General features: G+C 55.1%; 16 protein-coding genes. 3 read left to right on the forward strand and 13 right to left on the reverse strand.

Translation table 11 applies throughout. The features are described from left to right. Positions 1-56: 56 nt before the first annotated feature. The 3 genes from AC01ZF_RS14075 to AC01ZF_RS14085 form a co-directional block, all read right to left on the reverse strand. Positions 57-1,391: a TRAP transporter large permease gene (locus AC01ZF_RS14075; protein WP_424675210.1), complete on the reverse strand. Its 1,335-nt coding sequence runs from the start codon at positions 1,389-1,391 to the stop codon at positions 57-59. A gap of 14 nt (positions 1,392-1,405) precedes the next feature. Beyond that, positions 1,406-1,966, reverse strand: a complete 561-nt coding sequence (locus AC01ZF_RS14080) for a TRAP transporter small permease subunit (protein ID WP_424675211.1) — start codon at positions 1,964-1,966, stop codon at positions 1,406-1,408. A gap of 223 nt (positions 1,967-2,189) precedes the next feature. Beyond that, positions 2,190-4,025, reverse strand: coding sequence for a phosphoenolpyruvate carboxykinase (GTP) (locus tag AC01ZF_RS14085; protein ID WP_424675212.1), 1,836 nt, complete (start codon positions 4,023-4,025; stop codon positions 2,190-2,192). Positions 4,026-4,247: 222 nt separating this feature from the next. On the opposite strand from AC01ZF_RS14085, the gene secG reads away from it, so the two are divergent. Both secG and AC01ZF_RS14095 read left to right on the forward strand, forming a co-directional pair. After that, a complete protein-coding gene (secG, locus tag AC01ZF_RS14090; RefSeq protein ID WP_424675213.1) occupies positions 4,248-4,463 on the forward strand; it encodes a preprotein translocase subunit SecG in 216 nt (71 codons plus the stop codon). Positions 4,464-4,466: 3 nt separating this feature from the next. Beyond that, positions 4,467-6,131, forward strand: a complete 1,665-nt coding sequence (locus tag AC01ZF_RS14095; RefSeq protein WP_424675214.1) for a peptide ABC transporter substrate-binding protein — start codon at positions 4,467-4,469, stop codon at positions 6,129-6,131. Between the two features lie 10 nt (positions 6,132-6,141). Here the strand turns inward: AC01ZF_RS14095 and AC01ZF_RS14100 are convergent, their stop codons facing one another. Beyond that, positions 6,142-6,921 (reverse strand): iron-sulfur cluster-binding protein, encoded by a 780-nt coding sequence (locus AC01ZF_RS14100; RefSeq protein ID WP_424675215.1) that lies wholly within the window; start codon positions 6,919-6,921, stop codon positions 6,142-6,144. 62 nt (positions 6,922-6,983) lie between these two features. Between AC01ZF_RS14100 and AC01ZF_RS14105 the strand changes: the two genes are divergently transcribed. After that, a complete protein-coding gene (locus AC01ZF_RS14105) occupies positions 6,984-9,074 on the forward strand; it encodes a hypothetical protein (RefSeq protein ID WP_476575444.1) in 2,091 nt (696 codons plus the stop codon). 9 nt (positions 9,075-9,083) lie between these two features. On the opposite strand, the gene AC01ZF_RS14110 is transcribed toward AC01ZF_RS14105, so the two are convergent. The 9 genes from AC01ZF_RS14110 to AC01ZF_RS14150 form a co-directional block, all read right to left on the reverse strand. Beyond that, the gene (locus tag AC01ZF_RS14110; protein ID WP_424675217.1) at positions 9,084-9,902 is read right to left on the reverse strand and encodes a beta/alpha barrel domain-containing protein; all 819 of its coding nucleotides are present in this window, start codon (positions 9,900-9,902) and stop codon (positions 9,084-9,086) included. Next, positions 9,899-11,431: a UDP-N-acetylmuramoyl-L-alanyl-D-glutamate--2,6-diaminopimelate ligase gene (locus tag AC01ZF_RS14115; RefSeq protein ID WP_424675218.1), complete on the reverse strand. Its 1,533-nt coding sequence runs from the start codon at positions 11,429-11,431 to the stop codon at positions 9,899-9,901. Before AC01ZF_RS14115 ends, AC01ZF_RS14110 begins: the two co-directional genes overlap by 4 nt. Before the next feature lie 31 nt (positions 11,432-11,462). Further along, positions 11,463-12,515 carry a lipid II:glycine glycyltransferase FemX gene (locus AC01ZF_RS14120; protein WP_424675219.1) on the reverse strand — a complete coding sequence of 351 codons (1,053 nt, stop codon included), beginning with the start codon at positions 12,513-12,515 and terminating at the stop codon, positions 11,463-11,465. Next, positions 12,512-13,321 carry a PIG-L deacetylase family protein gene (locus tag AC01ZF_RS14125; protein WP_424675220.1) on the reverse strand — a complete coding sequence of 270 codons (810 nt, stop codon included), beginning with the start codon at positions 13,319-13,321 and terminating at the stop codon, positions 12,512-12,514. The genes AC01ZF_RS14120 and AC01ZF_RS14125 overlap by 4 nt, the downstream gene beginning before the upstream one ends. Positions 13,322-13,327: 6 nt before the next feature. Next, on the reverse strand, positions 13,328-14,242 hold the full coding sequence (locus AC01ZF_RS14130) for a HEAT repeat domain-containing protein (protein ID WP_424675221.1): 915 nt from the start codon (positions 14,240-14,242) through the stop codon (positions 13,328-13,330). Positions 14,243-14,407: 165 nt separating this feature from the next. Then, positions 14,408-16,360 (reverse strand): hypothetical protein, encoded by a 1,953-nt coding sequence (locus AC01ZF_RS14135; protein WP_476575445.1) that lies wholly within the window; start codon positions 16,358-16,360, stop codon positions 14,408-14,410. Then, positions 16,357-16,506, reverse strand: coding sequence for a hypothetical protein (locus AC01ZF_RS14140; protein ID WP_015941759.1), 150 nt, complete (start codon positions 16,504-16,506; stop codon positions 16,357-16,359). Before AC01ZF_RS14140 ends, AC01ZF_RS14135 begins: the two co-directional genes overlap by 4 nt. Before the next feature lie 132 nt (positions 16,507-16,638). Continuing rightward, positions 16,639-17,610, reverse strand: coding sequence for an ROK family protein (locus tag AC01ZF_RS14145; RefSeq protein ID WP_424675223.1), 972 nt, complete (start codon positions 17,608-17,610; stop codon positions 16,639-16,641). 57 nt (positions 17,611-17,667) lie between these two features. Then, positions 17,668-18,828: lamin tail domain-containing protein (locus AC01ZF_RS14150; protein ID WP_476575446.1), on the reverse strand; the 1,161-nt coding region annotated here is incomplete at its 5' end.

An 18,828-nucleotide genomic window follows, 5' to 3' on the forward strand; every position in this document is an offset into this window, starting at 1 on the left:
GGTGTCGTCCCCTTCCGGTTTTTGTTGAGCAATGAAGTGAAATCGTGATAGCAACCCTACTGACCAAACGAGATAGCCGGCAGATAGAGCGCCAACTGGGGAAAGAAGATTAAGATTACGACAATTGCCAACTGAATCGCGATAAACGGAACTACACCACGATAAATATCAGCGGTCGTGACTCCAGGTGGAGCTACCCCACGCAGATAGAAGAGTGCGAAACCAAACGGCGGTGTGAGGAATGATGTCTGCAAGTTAGCACCAAGCAGTACACCAAACCAAACCAGATCGAAGCCCAACGTTTTCGCCACCGGTACAAAAAGCGGGATGACGATAAAGCAAATCTCAAAGAAATCGATAAAGAAACCGAGGAAAAAGACAATTAGCATGCTCACGATCAAAAAACCCCATGCACCACCAGGCAGATTGGTCATCAGATCAAAGACAAACTTATCACCACTGAGTGCACGGAAGACCAGAGCAAATGCGGTTGAACCGATGAGAATAAAAATCACCATGGTGGTAGCACGCATGGTGGAATCGCAGACTGCGATAAAATTCTTCCATGTTAGACGACGATTTACCAGCGCCAGCAACGTTGCCCCTAACGCACCCACTGCACCGGCCTCGGTCGCAGTGGCAATACCAAAGAAGATCGAACCAAGCACAGCCACGATCAGCAACAGCGGCGGGATCATGACCTGCACTACCCGCTTCGCCAGCGCCGCACCGGTCATCGAGCGGGCCGACAACGGCAGGGCCGGGGCCATTTCTGGTTTCAGCAGCGCAACGACCCAGCAGTAGAAGGCGAGCGCCGCCGACAGCAACAAGCCGGGGATTAGCGAACCAAGGAAGAGGCGGCCCACTGAGACGCCGATCTGGTCGCCGAGCACCACCAACACCACCGACGGCGGAATAATCTGGCCGAGGGTACCGGCAGCGCAGATCACGCCGCACGCCAGCTCTTTGTTGTAGCCGTAGCGCAGCATGATCGGCAGCGAAATCAGGCCCATCGCCACCACTGTTGCCGCCACCACGCCGGTGGTAGCGGCCAACAATGCGCCGACAACCACCACTGAGATCGCCAAACCACCCCGAATTGGCCCGAAGAGCACTCCCATCGTATCGAGCAAATCTTCGGCCAAACCGGATTTTTCGAGCATAGAGCCGAGAAAGATAAAGTAGGGAATAGCGAGAAGGGTATAATTCGACATCACGTTAAAGATACGCGACGGCATCGCCCGAATAATAATCGGGTCAAAAATACCCAGAGATACACCGATAATACCGAATACGATCGCCGTAGCACCGAGCGAGAAGGCCACCGGATAACCGATACCAAGTATCACCAGTGCGCCAAGAAACATCGTGGGACCGAGCCAATCGTACATGGATCCTCCAGAAACTACAATCGCGTTTCGTGTTCTTCTTCAACTTGGCTTGGGTCAAGCAACCCGCGATACGCAGCGAAATACTTGATTACCTCTGATATACCTTGGATAATCAGAAGCATAGGGCTGATCAATAGGAAGGTCTTAATAAGATAACGTGGTAAACCACCCGGATCAGATGAGTTTTCGCGAATACGCCACGATTGTTCAACATACGGCCAACTAAAATAGAGGAGAAGCCCACAAAATGGGATCAAAAAGAAGATAGTGCCAAGCAAATTTACAAGAGCCTTGCGCTTAGGGGAAAAATTACTGTAGAACACATCAACCCGCACATGCTCATTATGCTTCAACGCATAGGCTGCACCAAGTAAGAAAATGAGCGAAAAGATATACCATTGGGCTTCAATGTAGAAGTTAGATCCGAGAGTACGACCTATTGCACGACCAACATAGCGATTCGCAACATTCCATACCCCAACAGCCACCACGATCGGCACCAAAATGTACGCTAAGCGCCCAACCCATTCAGTGAAGGTGTCGATGATCCGTGAAAGGCGCAATAAAGCTTGCACGGCAATCCTTCCTTCCCAGTCCACAGCCTATGTCCAATACAAAAATTTGCCAAAGCCTAACAAAGCGAATGCCGAAATAGACATTCGCAGAGGGAAGTTTGAAACCTCAAAGTGGAAACAAGCAACTTTATAGGTTTATGGTACACGGAGTCAGCGATCTTGTCAAAAAGCGAAGGTGGTCATGCTACGACCACCCCCTTCGCTTCATATATGTGGACGACAGCTATTCGTGCGTAGCTCCCCACTTCTCCGGCATCCGCCAGAGGCTCGACAGGATGAGATCGCGCACCGACAAAAGCTCTTTGGGCAGCCGGTCGTAGAGCTTGATGAACAACTCTTCGTGGAGCAACACCTCTTGCTGCCACTCAGCGACATTACACTCCATTACCTGCTCGAACTGTTCGGGGGTAAACTGAAGACCACGCCAATCGATATCTTCGTAGCGTGGTACCCAGCCAATGGGAGTCTCAACACTGACTGCTTGCCCATGAGCACGCTCAACAATCCACTTCAACACCCGTAAATTTTCACCAAAACCCGGCCAGATGAACTTACCGTTTTCATCTTTGCGGAACCAGTTGACGCCAAAGATGCGCGGGGGGTTCTTCAAACGTCGCCCAAAGCTCAGCCAGTGGTTAAAGTAATCACCCATGTGGTAGCCAATGAAGGGTAGCATGGCGAATGGATCGCGCCGTACAATTCCCTGCTGACCCATAGCCGCAGCCGTCGTTTCCGAACCCATCGTCGCTGCCAGATACACGCCATACGTCCAGTTGAAGGCCTGATACACCAGCGGAACGGTGCGACTACGTCGCCCACCGAAGATGAAGGCTTCAATCGGCACGCCATTCGGATTTTCCCACTCAGGATCGATAGCCGGGTTTTGGCGAGCCGGGGCCGTGAAACGAGCATTAGGATGGGCGGCCAACCGACCACAATCCGGCGTCCAATCACGACCTTGCCAGTCGATCAGATGGGCCGGTGGCTCATCGGTCATTCCTTCCCACCAGACATCACCATCATCGGTTAAGGCTACGTTGGTAAAGATACTATTGGCCCGGCAACTCTCCATCGCATTAGGGTTCGTCTTGTATGATGTACCCGGCGCCACACCGAAATAGCCGGCTTCAGGATTAATTGCATAGAGCTTGCCATCTGGGCCGGGTTTGATCCATGCAATATCATCGCCAACTGTGGTCACTTCCCACCCTGCCCGCTTGAACTCCTTCGGTGGGATTAACATAGCGAAATTGGTCTTACCACACGCCGAGGGGAACGCAGCAGCCACATACGTCTTTCGCCCACTTGGCTCCTTGACCCCTAAGATCAACATATGTTCGGCCAGCCAACCCTCTTGGCGAGCCATCACCGAGGCAATCCGTAAGGCAAAACACTTCTTTCCGAGCAGTGCATTGCCTCCATAGCCGGATCCAAAACTCCAAATCGAGCGCTCCTCAGGGAAGTGAACAATGTACTTGGTTGGATTACACGGCCACGGTACATCAGGCTGGCCCACCTCAAGCGGCATCCCTACGCTATGTAGGCATGGAATGTAGTCACCGTTCTCGCCCAAGACATCGTAAATCTTGGTCGAAACACGAGTCATAATATGCATATTGACGACGACGTAAGGCGAGTCGGTCAACTGGATACCGATATGGGCAATTGGTGAACCAAGCGGTCCCATACTAAACGGGATGACATACATTGTCCGCCCACGCATGCTGCCCTTGAACAGCTTCAGCAAGATTTCTTTCATCTCTTTCGGTGCCATCCAGTTGTTCGTTGGACCGGCATCATCCTTTGAGATGCTGCAAATAAACGTGCGATCTTCGACACGGGCAACATCTGAAGGATCAGAGCGAGCAAGAAAACTATTAGGGCGAAGCTTCGGATTGAGGCGGATGAAGGTACCTGTTTCAACCATCTGGTTGCAGAGCATATCGTACTCGGCCTGCGTTCCATCACAGAAGTGAATGTGCGCCGGCTCACAGAGTTCGACGATCTCTTTAATCCACTCGCGGAGCCGATGGTGCCTAATGTATGTAGGGAACTGCATACTCTCCTCCCTTTTTTCAAGGCTACAACCGGAGAATGAAAGCTGTGACAACTTGCACAGTCGCAATCATAGCACGAATTGTTACCTATATGCAGGTAGGAAGCAGTAGACTCTCGGCAACAATTACGCAACCAACTACTTGAGCGCGACATGTCACCTGCCACTCTGTGGTATACTGTTGTGCCTGCATCATGCAGTAGACCCATAAGGAGCGAGATAACGATGGAAACTGCGTTGTACATTGCTATTCTGGTGATTAGCGCTGTCATGAGTGTGCTGGTGATTTTGCAGTCGCGAGGCGGTGGCATCAACCGTGATACCAGCTCGATCTACCATACGCGGCGTGGAGTCGAGAAGACGTTGTATCAAGCCACGATTGCGCTGGGAGTGAGTTTTTTACTGCTGGCGCTGATTACGAGTCTGCCGATCTTCGATTAGATTATGGCCCGCCGTATCCGTTGGCAAATTACCATTGCCCTGTTCGGTATTAGCGTTATCGTCGGTTTGTTTGGGCGTTTGGCTGCCCTGAGTGCCTCAACCGATAATCCAGCTATCGGTGGTACCTACCGTGAGGCAGTGGTCGGTTCGCCCATTATGCCGATCCCGCTGCTCAACGATCCGATTACCGATCCGACCGGTCGCGTGTTGATCAGTCTGCTCTTCGACGGTCTCACTCGCATTGGGATCGATGGGTTGATTGAACCGGCGCTTGCGGAAGGGTATACGGTTGATGCAACCGGTGAGATGTACACCTTTACGCTACGCTCGGGATTACGCTGGCACGATGGGACGCCGATTACCACCAATGATGTTATCTTTACCGTCCGCACCTTGCAAGAGCTGGAGACACCCGGCGAGCCGGCACTTGCCAATTTTTGGCGCACAACTCTCGTCGAACGGGTAGATAATCGAACAATGCGGTTTATTCTATCCGGCCCTTTTGCACCTTTTCCGGCATTGGCACGTATGCCGATCTTGCCGGCGCATCTCTTGCGTGGTATTGCGCCTTCCGAATGGCCAACCGGTGACTTTGCTCGGCGACTGATCGGGAGTGGCCCCTTCCGTTTGGCCGAATTGCGGGCTGATGCCGCCATCCTCACTGCCAACCCAACTTATTACAATGGGCGGCCATTCCTCGATCAGATTGAGTTGCGCTTTATGGCTACGCCCGAAGCAGCGGTTGCTGCGCTCTTGCGGGGTGAAGTGATGGGTTTTGCCGAGCGATGGGGAACTAATCTCAAAACTGTTGATGTACCCGGTGAAGAACGCCGCATCGTTTTACCGATAGATGAATATACGACGCTAACGTTTAATCTGCGCCTACCTTTATTTCAAGAGATTCCCCTGCGACGAGCACTGGCCCTCGGCCTCAACCGTGATGCTCTGATTGAGACGGTACTCAACGGACTAGCCCAACCGATTGATACACCGCTCTTGCCCGGTACATGGGCCGATGATCCGACGATACGTCGTGTACCTGCCGATCCGACGGTTGCAGCCGAACGACTGGCCGAACTTGACTTCGAGCCGGGTAGTGATGGAATCCGCCAGCGCGGTGCCCAGCGCCTGAGCTTTCGTTTGCTGGTTGATCAAGATGAACGACGGTTGGCAGTTGCTACGGCCATTGCTGAACAATGGCATGCGATTGGGGTAGAGGTAACGGTTGAATCGGTTGAGAGTACTACCCTCGTCGAACGATTGCGCAAGGGCGATTTCATGGCAGCAATCCATACGTGGACGCGCATCGGCCCTGATCCCGACGTGTACAGCCTCTGGCATTCTAGCCAAGCCAAGGGTGGTCTGAATTATGCCGGTCTGAACGATGGACGGATCGACACCTTGCTCGAACAAGCCCGATCGGAACCAGAATTGGCTGCACGGGCAGAACTCTACCACGAGTTTCAACGCCGATGGCTGGAGTTGTCGCCGGCAATAACCCTCTACCAACCGCAGTACCTCATCGTCAGTAGTGCAAATGTGCAAGGCCGAGCCTTTGCCAGTCCTGATTTTGCCAATCAAACCCTCTTCGGCGCCGAAGATCGGTTCCGCGATGTGCAGCGTTGGTTTGTCAATAGCTTTCGCCGCCTCGAAGGTGATCTGCCGTAGAACGCTTATTCTATAGTCCCGGCAAGCGCAGATCACGCAGATCGAACACCGGTCCCTCGATGCAGCATCGCTGCCAACCATGGCGTGTCTCGATCTGGCAAACGCGACAAATACCTAGACCACAGGGCAACGGCCCGGCTACGATGACTTGCGCAAATCCGCGTTCCCACCGTAATCGCATGGTACGGATGGCATCCACTGCTATACCAAAAAGCTGCGGTGGCAAGGCAAAGATGATTTGATCGGCCCACCGTAGGGGATTGTCCACCGGAGAAGCCGTGAGGAGATTGAACAATGCCGCCGCACCGCCGGTACTCGTCTGCACTTCAACCGTTGCTGGCAAGAGAAACGGCGGTGGGAGATATCCCTCATCACCGGTGAGCCAAAGGGAAATACTCAGGCGGGCAGCGTACTGACGAGCCGTAAACAGGAGGGCCGGCAACGTCGGGCCAACTCCGGCCAGCAACAAGGTTTGAGTCGTCGGGTTTGGCGTTACCGCCGGAACAACCGGCATACACACGTCGAGTTGCGTCCCCACCGGGTATCCGGCCAACCTCCCTCCTGCCGAATCACGTGGATCGATCAGTAATTCGACGGTACCACTATGGTGATCGACGCCGGCCAAAAAGAATACCGACCACAAGAGCGGATCAAAGCTGGGTGAAACGCACACAAGCACAAACTGGCCGGGCCGAGCGGTACGCGCAATCTCCGGTGCGATAAGAGACAGCCATACGAGATGGCCAAATTGGCGACGTTCGCGAATCGTCGCAGTATAATAGAGTGGCATGCAGGTTACCCTTGTTCTATCAACCGGCCATCAACCCCACTGAGCGAGTGGTTAGACGCTCTATGAACGATGCTGTCGTCGTCAACTCATCCAACTGGTGGAACCAACCACTCACGGCAACAGGCTGGCTAAGCCATCTCCGCCGCTACGAAGCGGTGTTGCTATTCGCAAGCCTCGCACTCTACCTCTACACCCGTTTCACCGATCTGAGTGTATTCCCGATCTATTTCTTCTGTGATGAAGCGATTCATGGCGTGTTAGCGCGTGATCTGATTGCCAACGGGTTCCGGGATAGCAATGGGGTTTGGTTACCACCGTATTTTCGCAACGCTGAAAAGTGGAGCCTTAGCCTAAGTGTTTATGTTCATGCAGTAAGTATACTTCTCTTTGGGTTTAACCATTCGGTCTGGATGACCCGTGCCACATCAGTTATCGTCGGTCTGCTGGTCCCGATCGGCATTGCCGCACTCCTTCGCTTCGGCTACCACAACCGGTATTGGTGGCTTGGTATTCTCGCCCTCTGTGGTATGCCGGCGTGGTTTCTCCATTCACGCACTGCGTTCGAAACGGCGCTGATGGTTGCGTTCTATGCCTGCTTTCTCGCAGCATACGTGGCCTATTGCCATTACGACGACCGCTGGATTGTGGCGGTGATTTTGTTTGGAGCGGCTACCTTCTACAGTTACACCAACGGCCAGGGCGTGATGTTGATCAGTAGCCTGCTGCTGTTGATCAGCGATGCTCGGTACCATGTTAGCCGACCACCAGTACGCCTATGGATGGCGCTTGCGCTGTTCGTCGTTGTACTGATACCACTGGTCCGTTTTCGCCAACTCGAACCTGACGCCACAGTCGAACATCTCCGTACCCTCAATTCGTACTGGCTCCAACCGATGCCGCTTGGCGAAAAGATCCAACGTTTTCTTACGTTGTACGGTCAAGGACTCGATCCACGCTATTGGTTTTGGCCCAATACTATCGATCTCGACCGGCATCGCTTTCCTGATCGCGGCCATATACCGCTGCTGTTGTTGCCGTTCATCACCATCGGACTAGGAGTGTGTCTGTGGCGATGGCACGATTCACGCTACCGGCTGCTCATTATTGCCGTACTTGCGGCACCCTTCAGTAGTGCGCTGGTCGGTATTGCGGTAACCCGAACCTTGGCAATGGTGGTACCGGCGGCTCTGCTGAGTGTCATCGGACTGAACGCAGTGATCGAACGCCTCGTACCGCATCGGCAACGACTTGTGGCGCTCACATTGGGGCTTGTTCTCGCCCTCGACAGTCTCATCCTGCTGCGTACCGCCGTGCTCGGTGGACCACTTTGGTTCCGCGACTACGGCTTGTACGGTATGCAATACGGCGCACCTCAGATCTTCGGCGAGACGGTGCCAATGCTGTTGGCGCGTGACCCCCAAGCCATAGTACGGGTATCACCGGTGTGGGCAAACAATCCGAACAGTTTCGTTGATTTTTTTCTCGATCCGGCACAACGCCAACGTGTTAGCTTGACTAGCATTGATGCCTATCTGTACTATCGCGGTGATCTTGATCGACAACGCGATATTTTTATTATGACCGCCACCGAGTATCAGCAAGCACAAGAAAGCGGCAAGTTTATTATTGAACCGCCTGAACAGATCATTCCATACCCTGATGACCAACCCGGTTTTTACGTGGTTCGGCTCAGCTATGTCGCGAACATCGACGAACTACTAGCAGCCGAACGCGCGACACGCGCCGCGTTGATTGAGGAGCCGTTCGTCATTGCCGGAAAAGAGTTGGTGGTCGCGCACTCCCACTTTGATATAGGGAGCGTCGCCGATCTCTTCGATGGCAATCCGGCTACGTTGGCCCGCGGGTTTGAGGCAAACCCTCTGGTGATTGAGTTGCGCTTTACCAATCCCCAACCGGTAAACGAGATCGAATTGACCCTAGGGACGATGGATCTCGATTTGACCGTCACCATCACAACACCAGAGGGAGCAACAACAACTATCAGCCAACCGTATCGCAACTTACCACCCGACCCGACAGTATCCCTCGCCCTACCTCAAACGGTAATGGCAGCACACGTGCGTTTCGCTATCTTGCAAGTGGGGATCGGCGAGCCAGCTCACATCCACGTGCGTGAAGTGCGCTGGCGGTAAGGCGGTTCATCAGTCACTTGCACCCACTGCATCGGCAATCACCTTAGCCCGACGCAGATCGGTTACTAACGCGCTCGCCAACGCTACCGCCCGTGCTCCGACCTGCAACATCGCCCGCGCATGATCGGGAGCCGCGATACCACCCATTCCGATCACTGGTGCTGACACTGCCGCGGCAACGGCCGCAACCATGCTGAGAGCAATAGGAAAAATAGCCGGCCCGCCTAGCCGTCCATATACAAGCTGGCCGTCTGCCAGTGGCATACAGGCTGGCAACCCACCGATTAAGGCAATTGCATCAGCACCGGCAGCAATACTGGCTTGGGCCACGGCCACCGGATCGGGTAATTCACCGGGCAGACGGACAATCAGCGGCAAGAGAGTCGCACGTCGTACAGCCGCGACTCGCTGCGCAGCTTCGGCGGCGGTGAGCGCCGGCAAAGCCACCTCGAAGCCGGCAACACCGGCGACACCATCGAGGGCAGCGGCAACATCGGCTGCCTCTGCGCCGGCGATACTCACCAACACCGGTATGTGGTAGCCGGCCCAACGTGGAGCTAGCCGATCACGCACCTGCTTGACACTCAGGCTGGTATTACCGTGGTGATAAAGGACGCCGGCCGGCGTGGCGAGTATCTGCGGTTGACCGCGCCGACCGGCTACGGTAACGGTCGAGCTAATAATCGCGCCGAGACCGTGGTCGGAATGTGGTTGGGTGAGGCCAAGCCACCGCACCACCCCAACGACATCACCGAGACTACCGGCAGCGGCAATCACCGGTGTCGTGATGGTCAGGGTGTGTGGGTTATGGGGAGCAAGATCGATCATGCTTGCTCTTTAGCATGATAGCCTAATTCGGCCAGCGCCCGTCGCGCTTCACCTTCTTCGTCCCACGGCAACGTATGATCGGCGTAGATGATACTACCTTCGTGGCCTTTGCCTAACAGCAACACCATATCACCGGGCCGAGCGGCAGCGATTGCCGTCCGTATCGCTTGTGCCCGGTCGGGAATACACAGGTAGCCACTACCGGGTCGTTTACCGGCTCGTTCGGCGCCGGTAGCGATCTGGGCAATGATCGCCTCACGATCTTCGCCACGCGGGTCTTCATCGGTCAACACGAGCAAATCACACATCCGACCGGCAATCTCGCCTTGAATGGTGCGTTTGCTCACATCGCGTTCACCAGCGCTGCCAAACACAGCGATCATCCGACCTGTCACCTGTGGGCGGAGCATTGTAAAGATTTGCTCAAATGAATCGGGATTGTGTGCGTAATCGACGATTACGGTAAACGGCTGACCAGCATTGATCGACACCATCCGCCCACGTGGGGCACGAACATGAGCGACAGCGGCAGCAGCACGTTCGAGCGGTACACCTTGCGTAAGGGCAACAGTGAGTGCGGCCAGTACGTTACTAGCATTGAAACGTCCGGGAAGCGGCACGGTCACTTCAATTTCACCCCACGGTGAATGGACCCGCATGTGGCTACTTGCCGGCCCGCTGTGAACAATCTGACCTTGCACGTCGGCAGGAGCATGCAATGCATAGCGTAATCGCATCGTTTGCGACGGTGCGGCAGCCAGGAACGTACCGTGATGCGGATCATCGGCGTTCACAATAGCCCACGTCGGGCCATTGCGTTCAGCAAGCAGGGCAAAGAGTTGGGCTTTGTCGGCACGGTATTGCTCAAAGGTACCGTGAAAGTCGAGATGTTCGTGACCGATGTTAAGCATCACCGCCACAGCAAACGCGCAACCCACCAATCGCCCCCAACGCGGTGAGAGAGCATGAGAAGTGGACTCAATCACAGCAGTGTCGCACCCAGATACAACCATTTCGCGCAAGAGGGCCTGTACTTCTGGCGCTTCCGGCGTACTCTGACGGGTGTCATTCGGCCAGCGCCGCGTACCGATCTGAAAATCAACCGTACTGATCATACCTACAGTACGCCCGGCAGCAGCCAAGAGCTGAGCCGTCAGGTCGGTGGTCGTACTCTTCCCTTTGGTGCCGGTAATCCCGATGGTCGTCAACTGTTGCCCTGGATGCTCGTAAAAGGCGGCAGCCAAAGGCGCTAGCGCCACCCGACTGTCGGCAACAACCACGACCGGCACTTCGGCCGACACCGCACCACGCCAGTACCGTTGATCGACGACCACCGCTGCCGCTCCGGCAGCAATTGCTTGTGGGATAAAGTCATGGCCATCGCTATGCTGCCCACGAATCGCGACAAACAGACTCCCCGGCGTCACCCGGCGCGAGTCGTAGACAAGAGCACTGATCGGTGTAGCAAGGTCACCGATCAGATGGTACACGGATACATCAGACAACAAATCAGCGAGTGTTTTCGGCATAGCACATCTTTCTGCGACGCGAAACAGCGGATTAGCCTCCCAATGCACGCCGCGCAAGCGCATACAGTGGTGGCATCAACACGACATCGAATGCCGGGACGAAACGCACAATTCGGCCACCAAATCCCTTCTTAAAGCGATAGACACCGATTAGAGGATCATGGTGGGCTGCTTGTTCGAGGGCCAGACGGGTCTGTTCATCAGGCGCATAGGCGGCTTGACCAAGGGCATCGGGGATGCCCCACAGATCGTAACCGATACAGCCCAATGCACGCGCCCAACGCATTGCATGCCACTCAAGGAGATGATTAGCGCCACTGCGCAAACCCACGTCCGTTGCCCCACTGTAGAGATAACGCCCATAACGAGCATCGGCGAAAACCAGATGAGCAGCGACCGGCCCGCCATCGTGTTCGGCGATCAGCAACCGAGCACGCGGCCGGTGCAGTCGCCACGCAGCGGTGTAATACTCAGGACTATGAATAGCAAATGACGCTCGACTACCGGTAGCCTGCATAATAGTATAAAACGTCGTAAGATCGGTTTCATCGCCTACCCGCACGGTCACGCCAAGCCGCTCGGCGCGGCGAATATCGGCGCGATGACCCTTCGAGCAAGCAGCGAAGAGCGCCTCTTCGGTCGGTTGGAGGTCGACCAAAATGGTACTACGGGGTTGGATCGTCTCGGCTATTGGCCAGCGATGACGGTGTACCCAATCCATCAGGGTCGTTGCGTGGGGTTCATCAAGCAATACATTCGGTTCCAATCTGATCAGTACCGCAGCCATCCGCCAACCCAACCATCGCAACGCCCGTATCAACCGATCATCAATGGCCGGATCGCCAGCCAACAACGGGCCACGTGGCACATAGCCGAATGCCAAACCATAAGCTCGGCGAAACAACACCTGGCAACCGGCGACAGGGGTCCCCATCGAATCGAACACCGCCAACCGGCGGCAATGCCAGCCAAATTGTTCTTTCAGCCTACCCCACGGACTCGCCTGCAACAAATTACCGTGCGGATGAGCAGCGACGAAGGCATCCCACTGCACCTGATCGGGAATGCCGATGAACCACCTCATACCCGTACCCATTGTCGCTCGGCATAGCGCATATTCTGCGGTGCAACGCGCATTGCGTATTCGGTAACGGCCGCCGGCATCGCCGCCGTACCGCCGAAGAGCACACCCAATTGACTGGCATACGCCGAGATCGCGGTTATCTTGCGCGTAAGCAATACCTCATCGAGCGGAACATAGCGCGGTGCATAACGTTCACGCCCGATCATCGTCATGCGTTGCTCGACGGCTGCTTCCTGCCGCGCATAAGGAAAATCCTCGTAATAAGCATAGGAGACACCTGTTTCAAGCAACGCAGCAGTTGCCGCGCTAAAGACCAGTTGATGATCGACATGGAGGCCAACACCTAAGGGAAGATAAAAACTGGCCCGCGCGTAGCGTTCGGTTAAGCTAGCGATGAGTGTACGAACCACATCGGCCAGATCATCATCAGGGGCCGGAACGGCAAACAGCTTCGTCTCATCGGCATAGACATCGGGTCGGCGATAAATCGCATCCAGTGCGGGGACAAGCAAGGCATCGACGCCAAGTACACCCAGCGCCGCAGCATCTTCAACTCGTCGGTGAGCAACGACCGTGGCCGGTGGCAAACCCCAGCGGGCATGCAACGATTGGGCAAACGGACTAAACTCGGTATCCGGTGGTGGGCTACCACTACAGATATTTACCACTAAGACCGGTTCACCGAGAGTGGTAGCGCGGGCAATAAAGCCTCCACAGGAAAGCGCCGCATCATCAAGATGCGGCGACAACACGATATGACGATAGCCGTCGGGCAATGTCGCGGCCTGTTCGGTAACAAACGGCATACATCCTCAGAGGGTATCAAAATCGAGTTCGGCAAGCGCATCTTGGGCCGCCTGCGCCCGGGTTTCATCCCGTGAACGAGACAGCCGTTGCAAAATCCGGCGTGCATCTGGGCCACCCACCTGACCGAGCGCCCAAATCGCCGCAAGGGCTACTTCAGTATCTTCCTCTTCCACCAACGGCAAGAGTAACGGCAGCAAATCACGCCCATCTTCACCAAATTCACCGACCGCACGTGCCGCTTCGTAGCGTAACGCCGGCGACGGGCTTTGCAACTCGCGTTTGATATACGGCATCCAGGTCGGTAGCATTGAGCGGCCCATCGCCAAGACAGCACTCTCACGCATGAGAATGTCATCTGCAGAGTACGCCCGCCCGATAGCATCTTGGGCAGCGTGCGACGTGGCAAAGTAACCGAGGGCCTCAATAGCCCGCCGCCGCACCTCAAGCGGCTGAGCCTCATCATTAGCAGCCGCAAGTAATGCTGCATGCAAGCGTTCACAGGCACTTGCCGCCAACTCACCGATCTCGGCACGATAGGCAAAACGAGCGAGGCTGAGCAATGCCGCAGCTCGCACCTCACCCGCCGGGTCGTGGATCATCTGAATCAGTCGATCCATCATCTGTTCGTGGTCATCTTCCCACAACCCTTCAATGGCCAGCACCCGGATTTCGGGGTCTTGATCGGCTAGACAGGCGCGGAACACCGGACGGTAATCAAGCTGGATCTGCTCTTCTGCCATCTCGGCAAGCAGACGCATGATGTGGCGTCGCCGTTCGAGACTAAATGTACGCCACTGTTCCCAAAAAATGTAGACACTTTCGGGACCAAGGTTCGCCAGCAATTTCAGATCGAGGCGAGTTGGCGCTTTGTCACTCGTTTCAAGCTGAGCAACACGTTCAGCAAACGTTGGTTTGATCATAATGATATACGTAGGTGATTATCCAACCGGGTACATATACACTATCGTCGTAGGAAAGAGAGGGCAGCTCTCAGAAGCTGCCCCTCTTCATCGATATTGGCTTGGATAAGAGAACCTCACCTGAAACTCGTATACTCACCGATTGCAGATCAACAGCCGCCAGCGCTACTCATCGTCTTCGATATAGCGACCACTGCGCCGGCGCAAAGTCGGCTGAATCGGCAAATTTTCCTCATCCTCAGCTTCATCAGCTCCCCTCTCCACCGATGGCGGGGTGAAGAGGAAACTCCCCGGTGCAGCCGGATCGGCAGCGATAGAGGGGTGATTATTGATGAGTGCTTGTAGAAATGAGCGTGACGCCGGACGCAGCACATTGTACGCAATAAATACATCATCGAACGTCACACGGTACATGGGCTGGTCACGGCTCCCACTCCGTTCCCCCATCGTTTCGCACACGTGTTCGAGGATCATCTCTGCCTTACGCCGTTCACCCATCGCAAACGCCTTCAGATTGCGCAGCTTGCCGTAGTGATTCTGCTCAGGCAGCAGATCGTCATCAACCATGCAATAGAAGGTCATATTCGCGAAGGAGAACTTATTCTTCTTTTCATCGAACGTCAGCAAGCGTGCCATCGTTTCATCAGCCTCTTCATAGCTGATCGAAAAGACATTCACAGCATCGGTACGACTAATCGTGATCAGCGCACCGGGCACAAGATGCTCGTGGAAGAAGTCCTCTAGCCCTTGCAACCACCCACCGCGGTTACCGGTCGGATAACGGACTTCTACCAAATACGAGCTAAAGTGCTGTGGCGAATTGAAGCGCAGAACGGCACTGCGTTGATCGGCGAAGACCGGTTTCGGCAACAGCGCAGTCATCGCCGCATCGAGCGGCAGCACGCCGTACTCCCATTCAAAGAAGGTCAGGAAGCGTGTCACACTTCCACTTGCGGCAATCGACGCAGCACTCTGATCGGCGAGACTATCGTCAAAGCCCTCGATGAGATAGGATGTCAACTGCCCCATCTCTGCCGCTTTCACGCGCTTCGAGCCAATCGAGGGCAAGCCCTTCGTTGACCAGATGTTTGCCCCTTCAACCCCAACAAACTCAAAATCCTTCTCGCGCGACAAGCGATAGTTGAGCGAGAAACGGAAGACTTCGTAATCGGGTTGACGCGGGTTATGATAGTAGAGGTCAGCGATGATCTCGGTATCGAGAAGCGGCTCGTTCCGTTCGATAATGTAGTCGCGAATCTTGCGGAGATCGTTTTTACCAAAGCTGACAAGGTTCGCCTCAGGATAATGCAAGCGACCAAAGCTCACGATGCGCCGCAATGGGTCTTGCTCAAGCCGCTCGGTCAGAACACGCTCAAGCAGCGAACCGTGTTCAGCAACTATCTCGGCTGGCGAGCGACGTAGATCAATCGCGACCCCCTCGACAACGATCACCGTGCTCGGCTTGGCAGGTTCGGATGGCAGCGTCACCTCGGTAGCTACCGGCTCAGCTACAGCCGGCTCAGACGACCCAACCACCTCAGCCGTCGTCTCGCCTTCTACCGGCGGTGTCGTCACCTCGGCCACAGCCGGTGATGGCTTCAATTCAGTGACCGGTTGCTCAACCACAACCGGCTCTCCTACAGCCGGTGCAGGCACTTCTACCGGCGACACTTGTTCGGCGGCTTTGGCAGCCGCTACCAACCGTGCCTGCTCAATCCAATAATCGGAGATATACACCGGCTCTACCGTCGTTAATGCCGGACGTGATGTCGACACCACAACGCTCAGATCGTCAACCGGTAGTGGTTTCTCCGGATCGTAGAGACGCTGTTTAAATGTATGGGTATCAGTTGTGTCGGGCGAAACGTAATGCCCTTGCCGAGAGGTAACAAATACGACCTGACCGTTTATCTCCTCTCGAGTAAACCGCGCATCGGCGGCAAGAGCAGCTTCGAGTTCAGCACGCACACTATCAGGATCGCGTTGGAGCCGGGCAGCAAAAAACTCAACCAGATTGCTGAGGGTCTGGCGGATAGGGGCATCAACGGCGAAGAGGATACCTTGCGCGGTCATTAGTCGCCATACTTCATCGGCCAATGTTCCAGTTGTGGCGGTCATTCGCTCTCCTCCGTCACCAACTTGTGTAAGATTTCGAGATATTGAAGCAACACTTCGCGCACGTCCTTCGGTTCACCGCTTGCACGCAACCATTGGAGCAAACGGTCGATAGCAGTATCGCCAAAGATGATCGTCTTCGCGTCCATTTTGCCCCCAACTATACTTACAGACAACAGGAAACAGAGAGGCGGACGATGCCTCCCTGCTATCCGTAGGGCTACGATATAGCTTATTGCATTGTAACATTGCTCGGCGCTCCGTGCAAACAGCGCTGAGCATCAATCCGATAAACTATCGAGTGCCATCGCCACTGCCCCGATCGCTACACTATCGGGACCAAGAATCGAGGCAACGACCGGCACCGGACGGGTAAATTGTGGCGCAATAAAATTGTTCACCTTCGACGCAATCGCCTCAACGAAGCGATCGCCGCCAATCCGAACGACAATTCCACCCAGCACGACCATTTCAGGATCAAGGAGTGCAATGACCTGGGCAATCCGGGTAGCCATCAAATCGACGGTATGCTGCACAACTCGATGCGCCACCGGGTGATCGCTAAAGATGTCTTCCAACCGATCGGTAGTGAGTCCCCCAGCAGCAGCTCGCCGTAACAACCCCCCAATCGAAACTAACTCTTCGAGCGTCTCCGGACGACCATCACCATCCCATCCGTGCCCGACGACCGCGTGCCCGATTTCGCCGGCCATTGAGTGTGCGCCGTGATAAAGACGACCGTTCAACACCGCACCACCACCGACACCGGTACTGAGGTGGAAGTAGAAGAGATGTTGGCATCCCTTCCCAACCCCAAACGTCGCCTCACCGAGTGCGATCAAGTTCGCATCATTATCGATCAGGGTGACGGTATCAAACGCCTGCTCAAACCGTTCCTGGAGAGGGTAATTTTCCCAACCGGGCCGCCGGAGTGCTAAGCGCACTGTACCATAGCGTAGATCGACCGGTCCACTAAAACCGACACCAACCCGTACCAACCGATCGATGGTTGCGCCGGTATGAGCCATTAGGCCTCGTGCCAGTTCAACGACACGCTTAACTGTGGCGTCGGGATCTTCGTGCTCGACCGATTCGATCGCTGCGTTGTGATAGGTATGATGCTGGAGATCGACCAACGCTACCCGCAAACCGTAACTACCGAGATCGATCCCCAGAATATAACCTTGATTACCGAGAACGCCCCACAGGTTCTGCGTCAACCGTTCACCGATCAGGGTAGGCAGATCTTTCATAGGGGGTTCCTCTCTGAATTATCTTTTCAGGTTATCGGCTACACCGGTGTTGTGAGATTATAGCATATCCTGATCGCGTTGCGCAGTTTTCACCGATGTTGGTTCGGCAACAAAGAGTAGGAGGGCAAGAACACCCAAAATGGCAGCAGCAATACGTGATAAAGACCAGTTTGGTTGTACACACGTGGTACATTCACTCGTTACGACCGGCAACGACGTGACTGCTGGAGCAGTAGACAACATGGTGGGTAGAGCACCAGAAACCGGTACACGGGGTAACAATGAGGCAGGCCGACGATTGGTGGGGACGATAACTACCGTCACAGCCAATTCCGCCGAAGCCTGTATTGCCGGCGGTATGGACATCGGTACATTGGTAGCAACCAGCACTGCCACCCCAGATGCTGACAAAGCCGGCTGTCGCCGGATAACACTACCAACCGTTGCGGTTGAATAACGAAACGTGTCAATCACCGTGCCCGACGGGTCGTGTAATTGAACACTATCGCCACTGTTGTTCAGCAAAGCCCGCGAAAGTGAAATCCGCACTGTTGCCCCTGCCATCAATTCCTGTTCAGAGAGCAACCGACGCTGACCGCTAGCATCGGTGATAAACCAACCACCGAGCTGAATCGGTGTCGTCAGTTGATTGGCAAGTTCAATCCATTCACTCTGCCCACTCTCTGGGATCGGCAACAACGCACCGATCACCACACTTCCTGCCGGCCAAGCAGTCGGGATGGCGCTTACCATTGACGCCGTTGTCCTCGTCACCGTCGGTGTTTTTGTAGCCGTCGGCGTTTTTGTAGCCGTTGGTGTTTTTGTAGCCGTCGGCGTTTTTGTAGCCGTCGGTGTTTTTGTAGCCGTTGGTGTTTTTGTAGCGGTGGGGGTCTTCGTCATAGTCGGTGTTTTTGTGTACGTCGGGGTATTGGAAGCAGTAGGAGTCTTGGTTACTGTGGGCGTGTTAGTCACCACTGCGCTAGACGGAACCGTTGCCGTCGCAGGCGCTGTCGGAGTGGGAAAGATATTCGCCGCGCCCGGCGTCGCCACCGTACTGATCACCCACGCATTGGCGTCAACCTCACGCCGCGCATAGACCGTCGTGGCGGTCAGCGCCGGGTACGTCACCACCGTACTCATCGCCCGCTCTCCCCACCACAACCGCAGCGCACCGCCGCTATCGGGGAGCGTCCCGCGCGGCACCTCGACCACGACATA

This window comes from Chloroflexus sp. (assembly GCF_056331925.1).

Bases quoted from the DNA above. Each gene is read 5' to 3' on its own strand.
- AC01ZF_RS14075 (WP_424675210.1), bottom strand. From the start codon at position 1,391: ATGTACGATTGGCTCGGTCCCACGATGTTTCTTGGCGCACTGGTGATA.
- AC01ZF_RS14085 (WP_424675212.1), bottom strand. From the start codon at position 4,025: ATGCAGTTCCCTACATACATTAGGCACCATCGGCTCCGCGAGTGGATT.
- secG (WP_424675213.1), top strand. From the start codon at position 4,248: ATGGAAACTGCGTTGTACATTGCTATTCTGGTGATTAGCGCTGTCATG.
- AC01ZF_RS14095 (WP_424675214.1), top strand. From the start codon at position 4,467: ATGGCCCGCCGTATCCGTTGGCAAATTACCATTGCCCTGTTCGGTATT.
- AC01ZF_RS14100 (WP_424675215.1), bottom strand. From the start codon at position 6,921: ATGCCACTCTATTATACTGCGACGATTCGCGAACGTCGCCAATTTGGC.
- AC01ZF_RS14105 (WP_476575444.1), top strand. From the start codon at position 6,984: ATGAACGATGCTGTCGTCGTCAACTCATCCAACTGGTGGAACCAACCA.
- AC01ZF_RS14110 (WP_424675217.1), bottom strand. From the start codon at position 9,902: ATGATCGATCTTGCTCCCCATAACCCACACACCCTGACCATCACGACA.
- AC01ZF_RS14115 (WP_424675218.1), bottom strand. From the start codon at position 11,431: ATGCCGAAAACACTCGCTGATTTGTTGTCTGATGTATCCGTGTACCAT.
- AC01ZF_RS14120 (WP_424675219.1), bottom strand. From the start codon at position 12,515: ATGAGGTGGTTCATCGGCATTCCCGATCAGGTGCAGTGGGATGCCTTC.
- AC01ZF_RS14125 (WP_424675220.1), bottom strand. From the start codon at position 13,321: ATGCCGTTTGTTACCGAACAGGCCGCGACATTGCCCGACGGCTATCGT.
- AC01ZF_RS14130 (WP_424675221.1), bottom strand. From the start codon at position 14,242: ATGATCAAACCAACGTTTGCTGAACGTGTTGCTCAGCTTGAAACGAGT.
- AC01ZF_RS14135 (WP_476575445.1), bottom strand. From the start codon at position 16,360: ATGACCGCCACAACTGGAACATTGGCCGATGAAGTATGGCGACTAATG.
- AC01ZF_RS14140 (WP_015941759.1), bottom strand. From the start codon at position 16,506: ATGGACGCGAAGACGATCATCTTTGGCGATACTGCTATCGACCGTTTG.
- AC01ZF_RS14145 (WP_424675223.1), bottom strand. From the start codon at position 17,610: ATGAAAGATCTGCCTACCCTGATCGGTGAACGGTTGACGCAGAACCTG.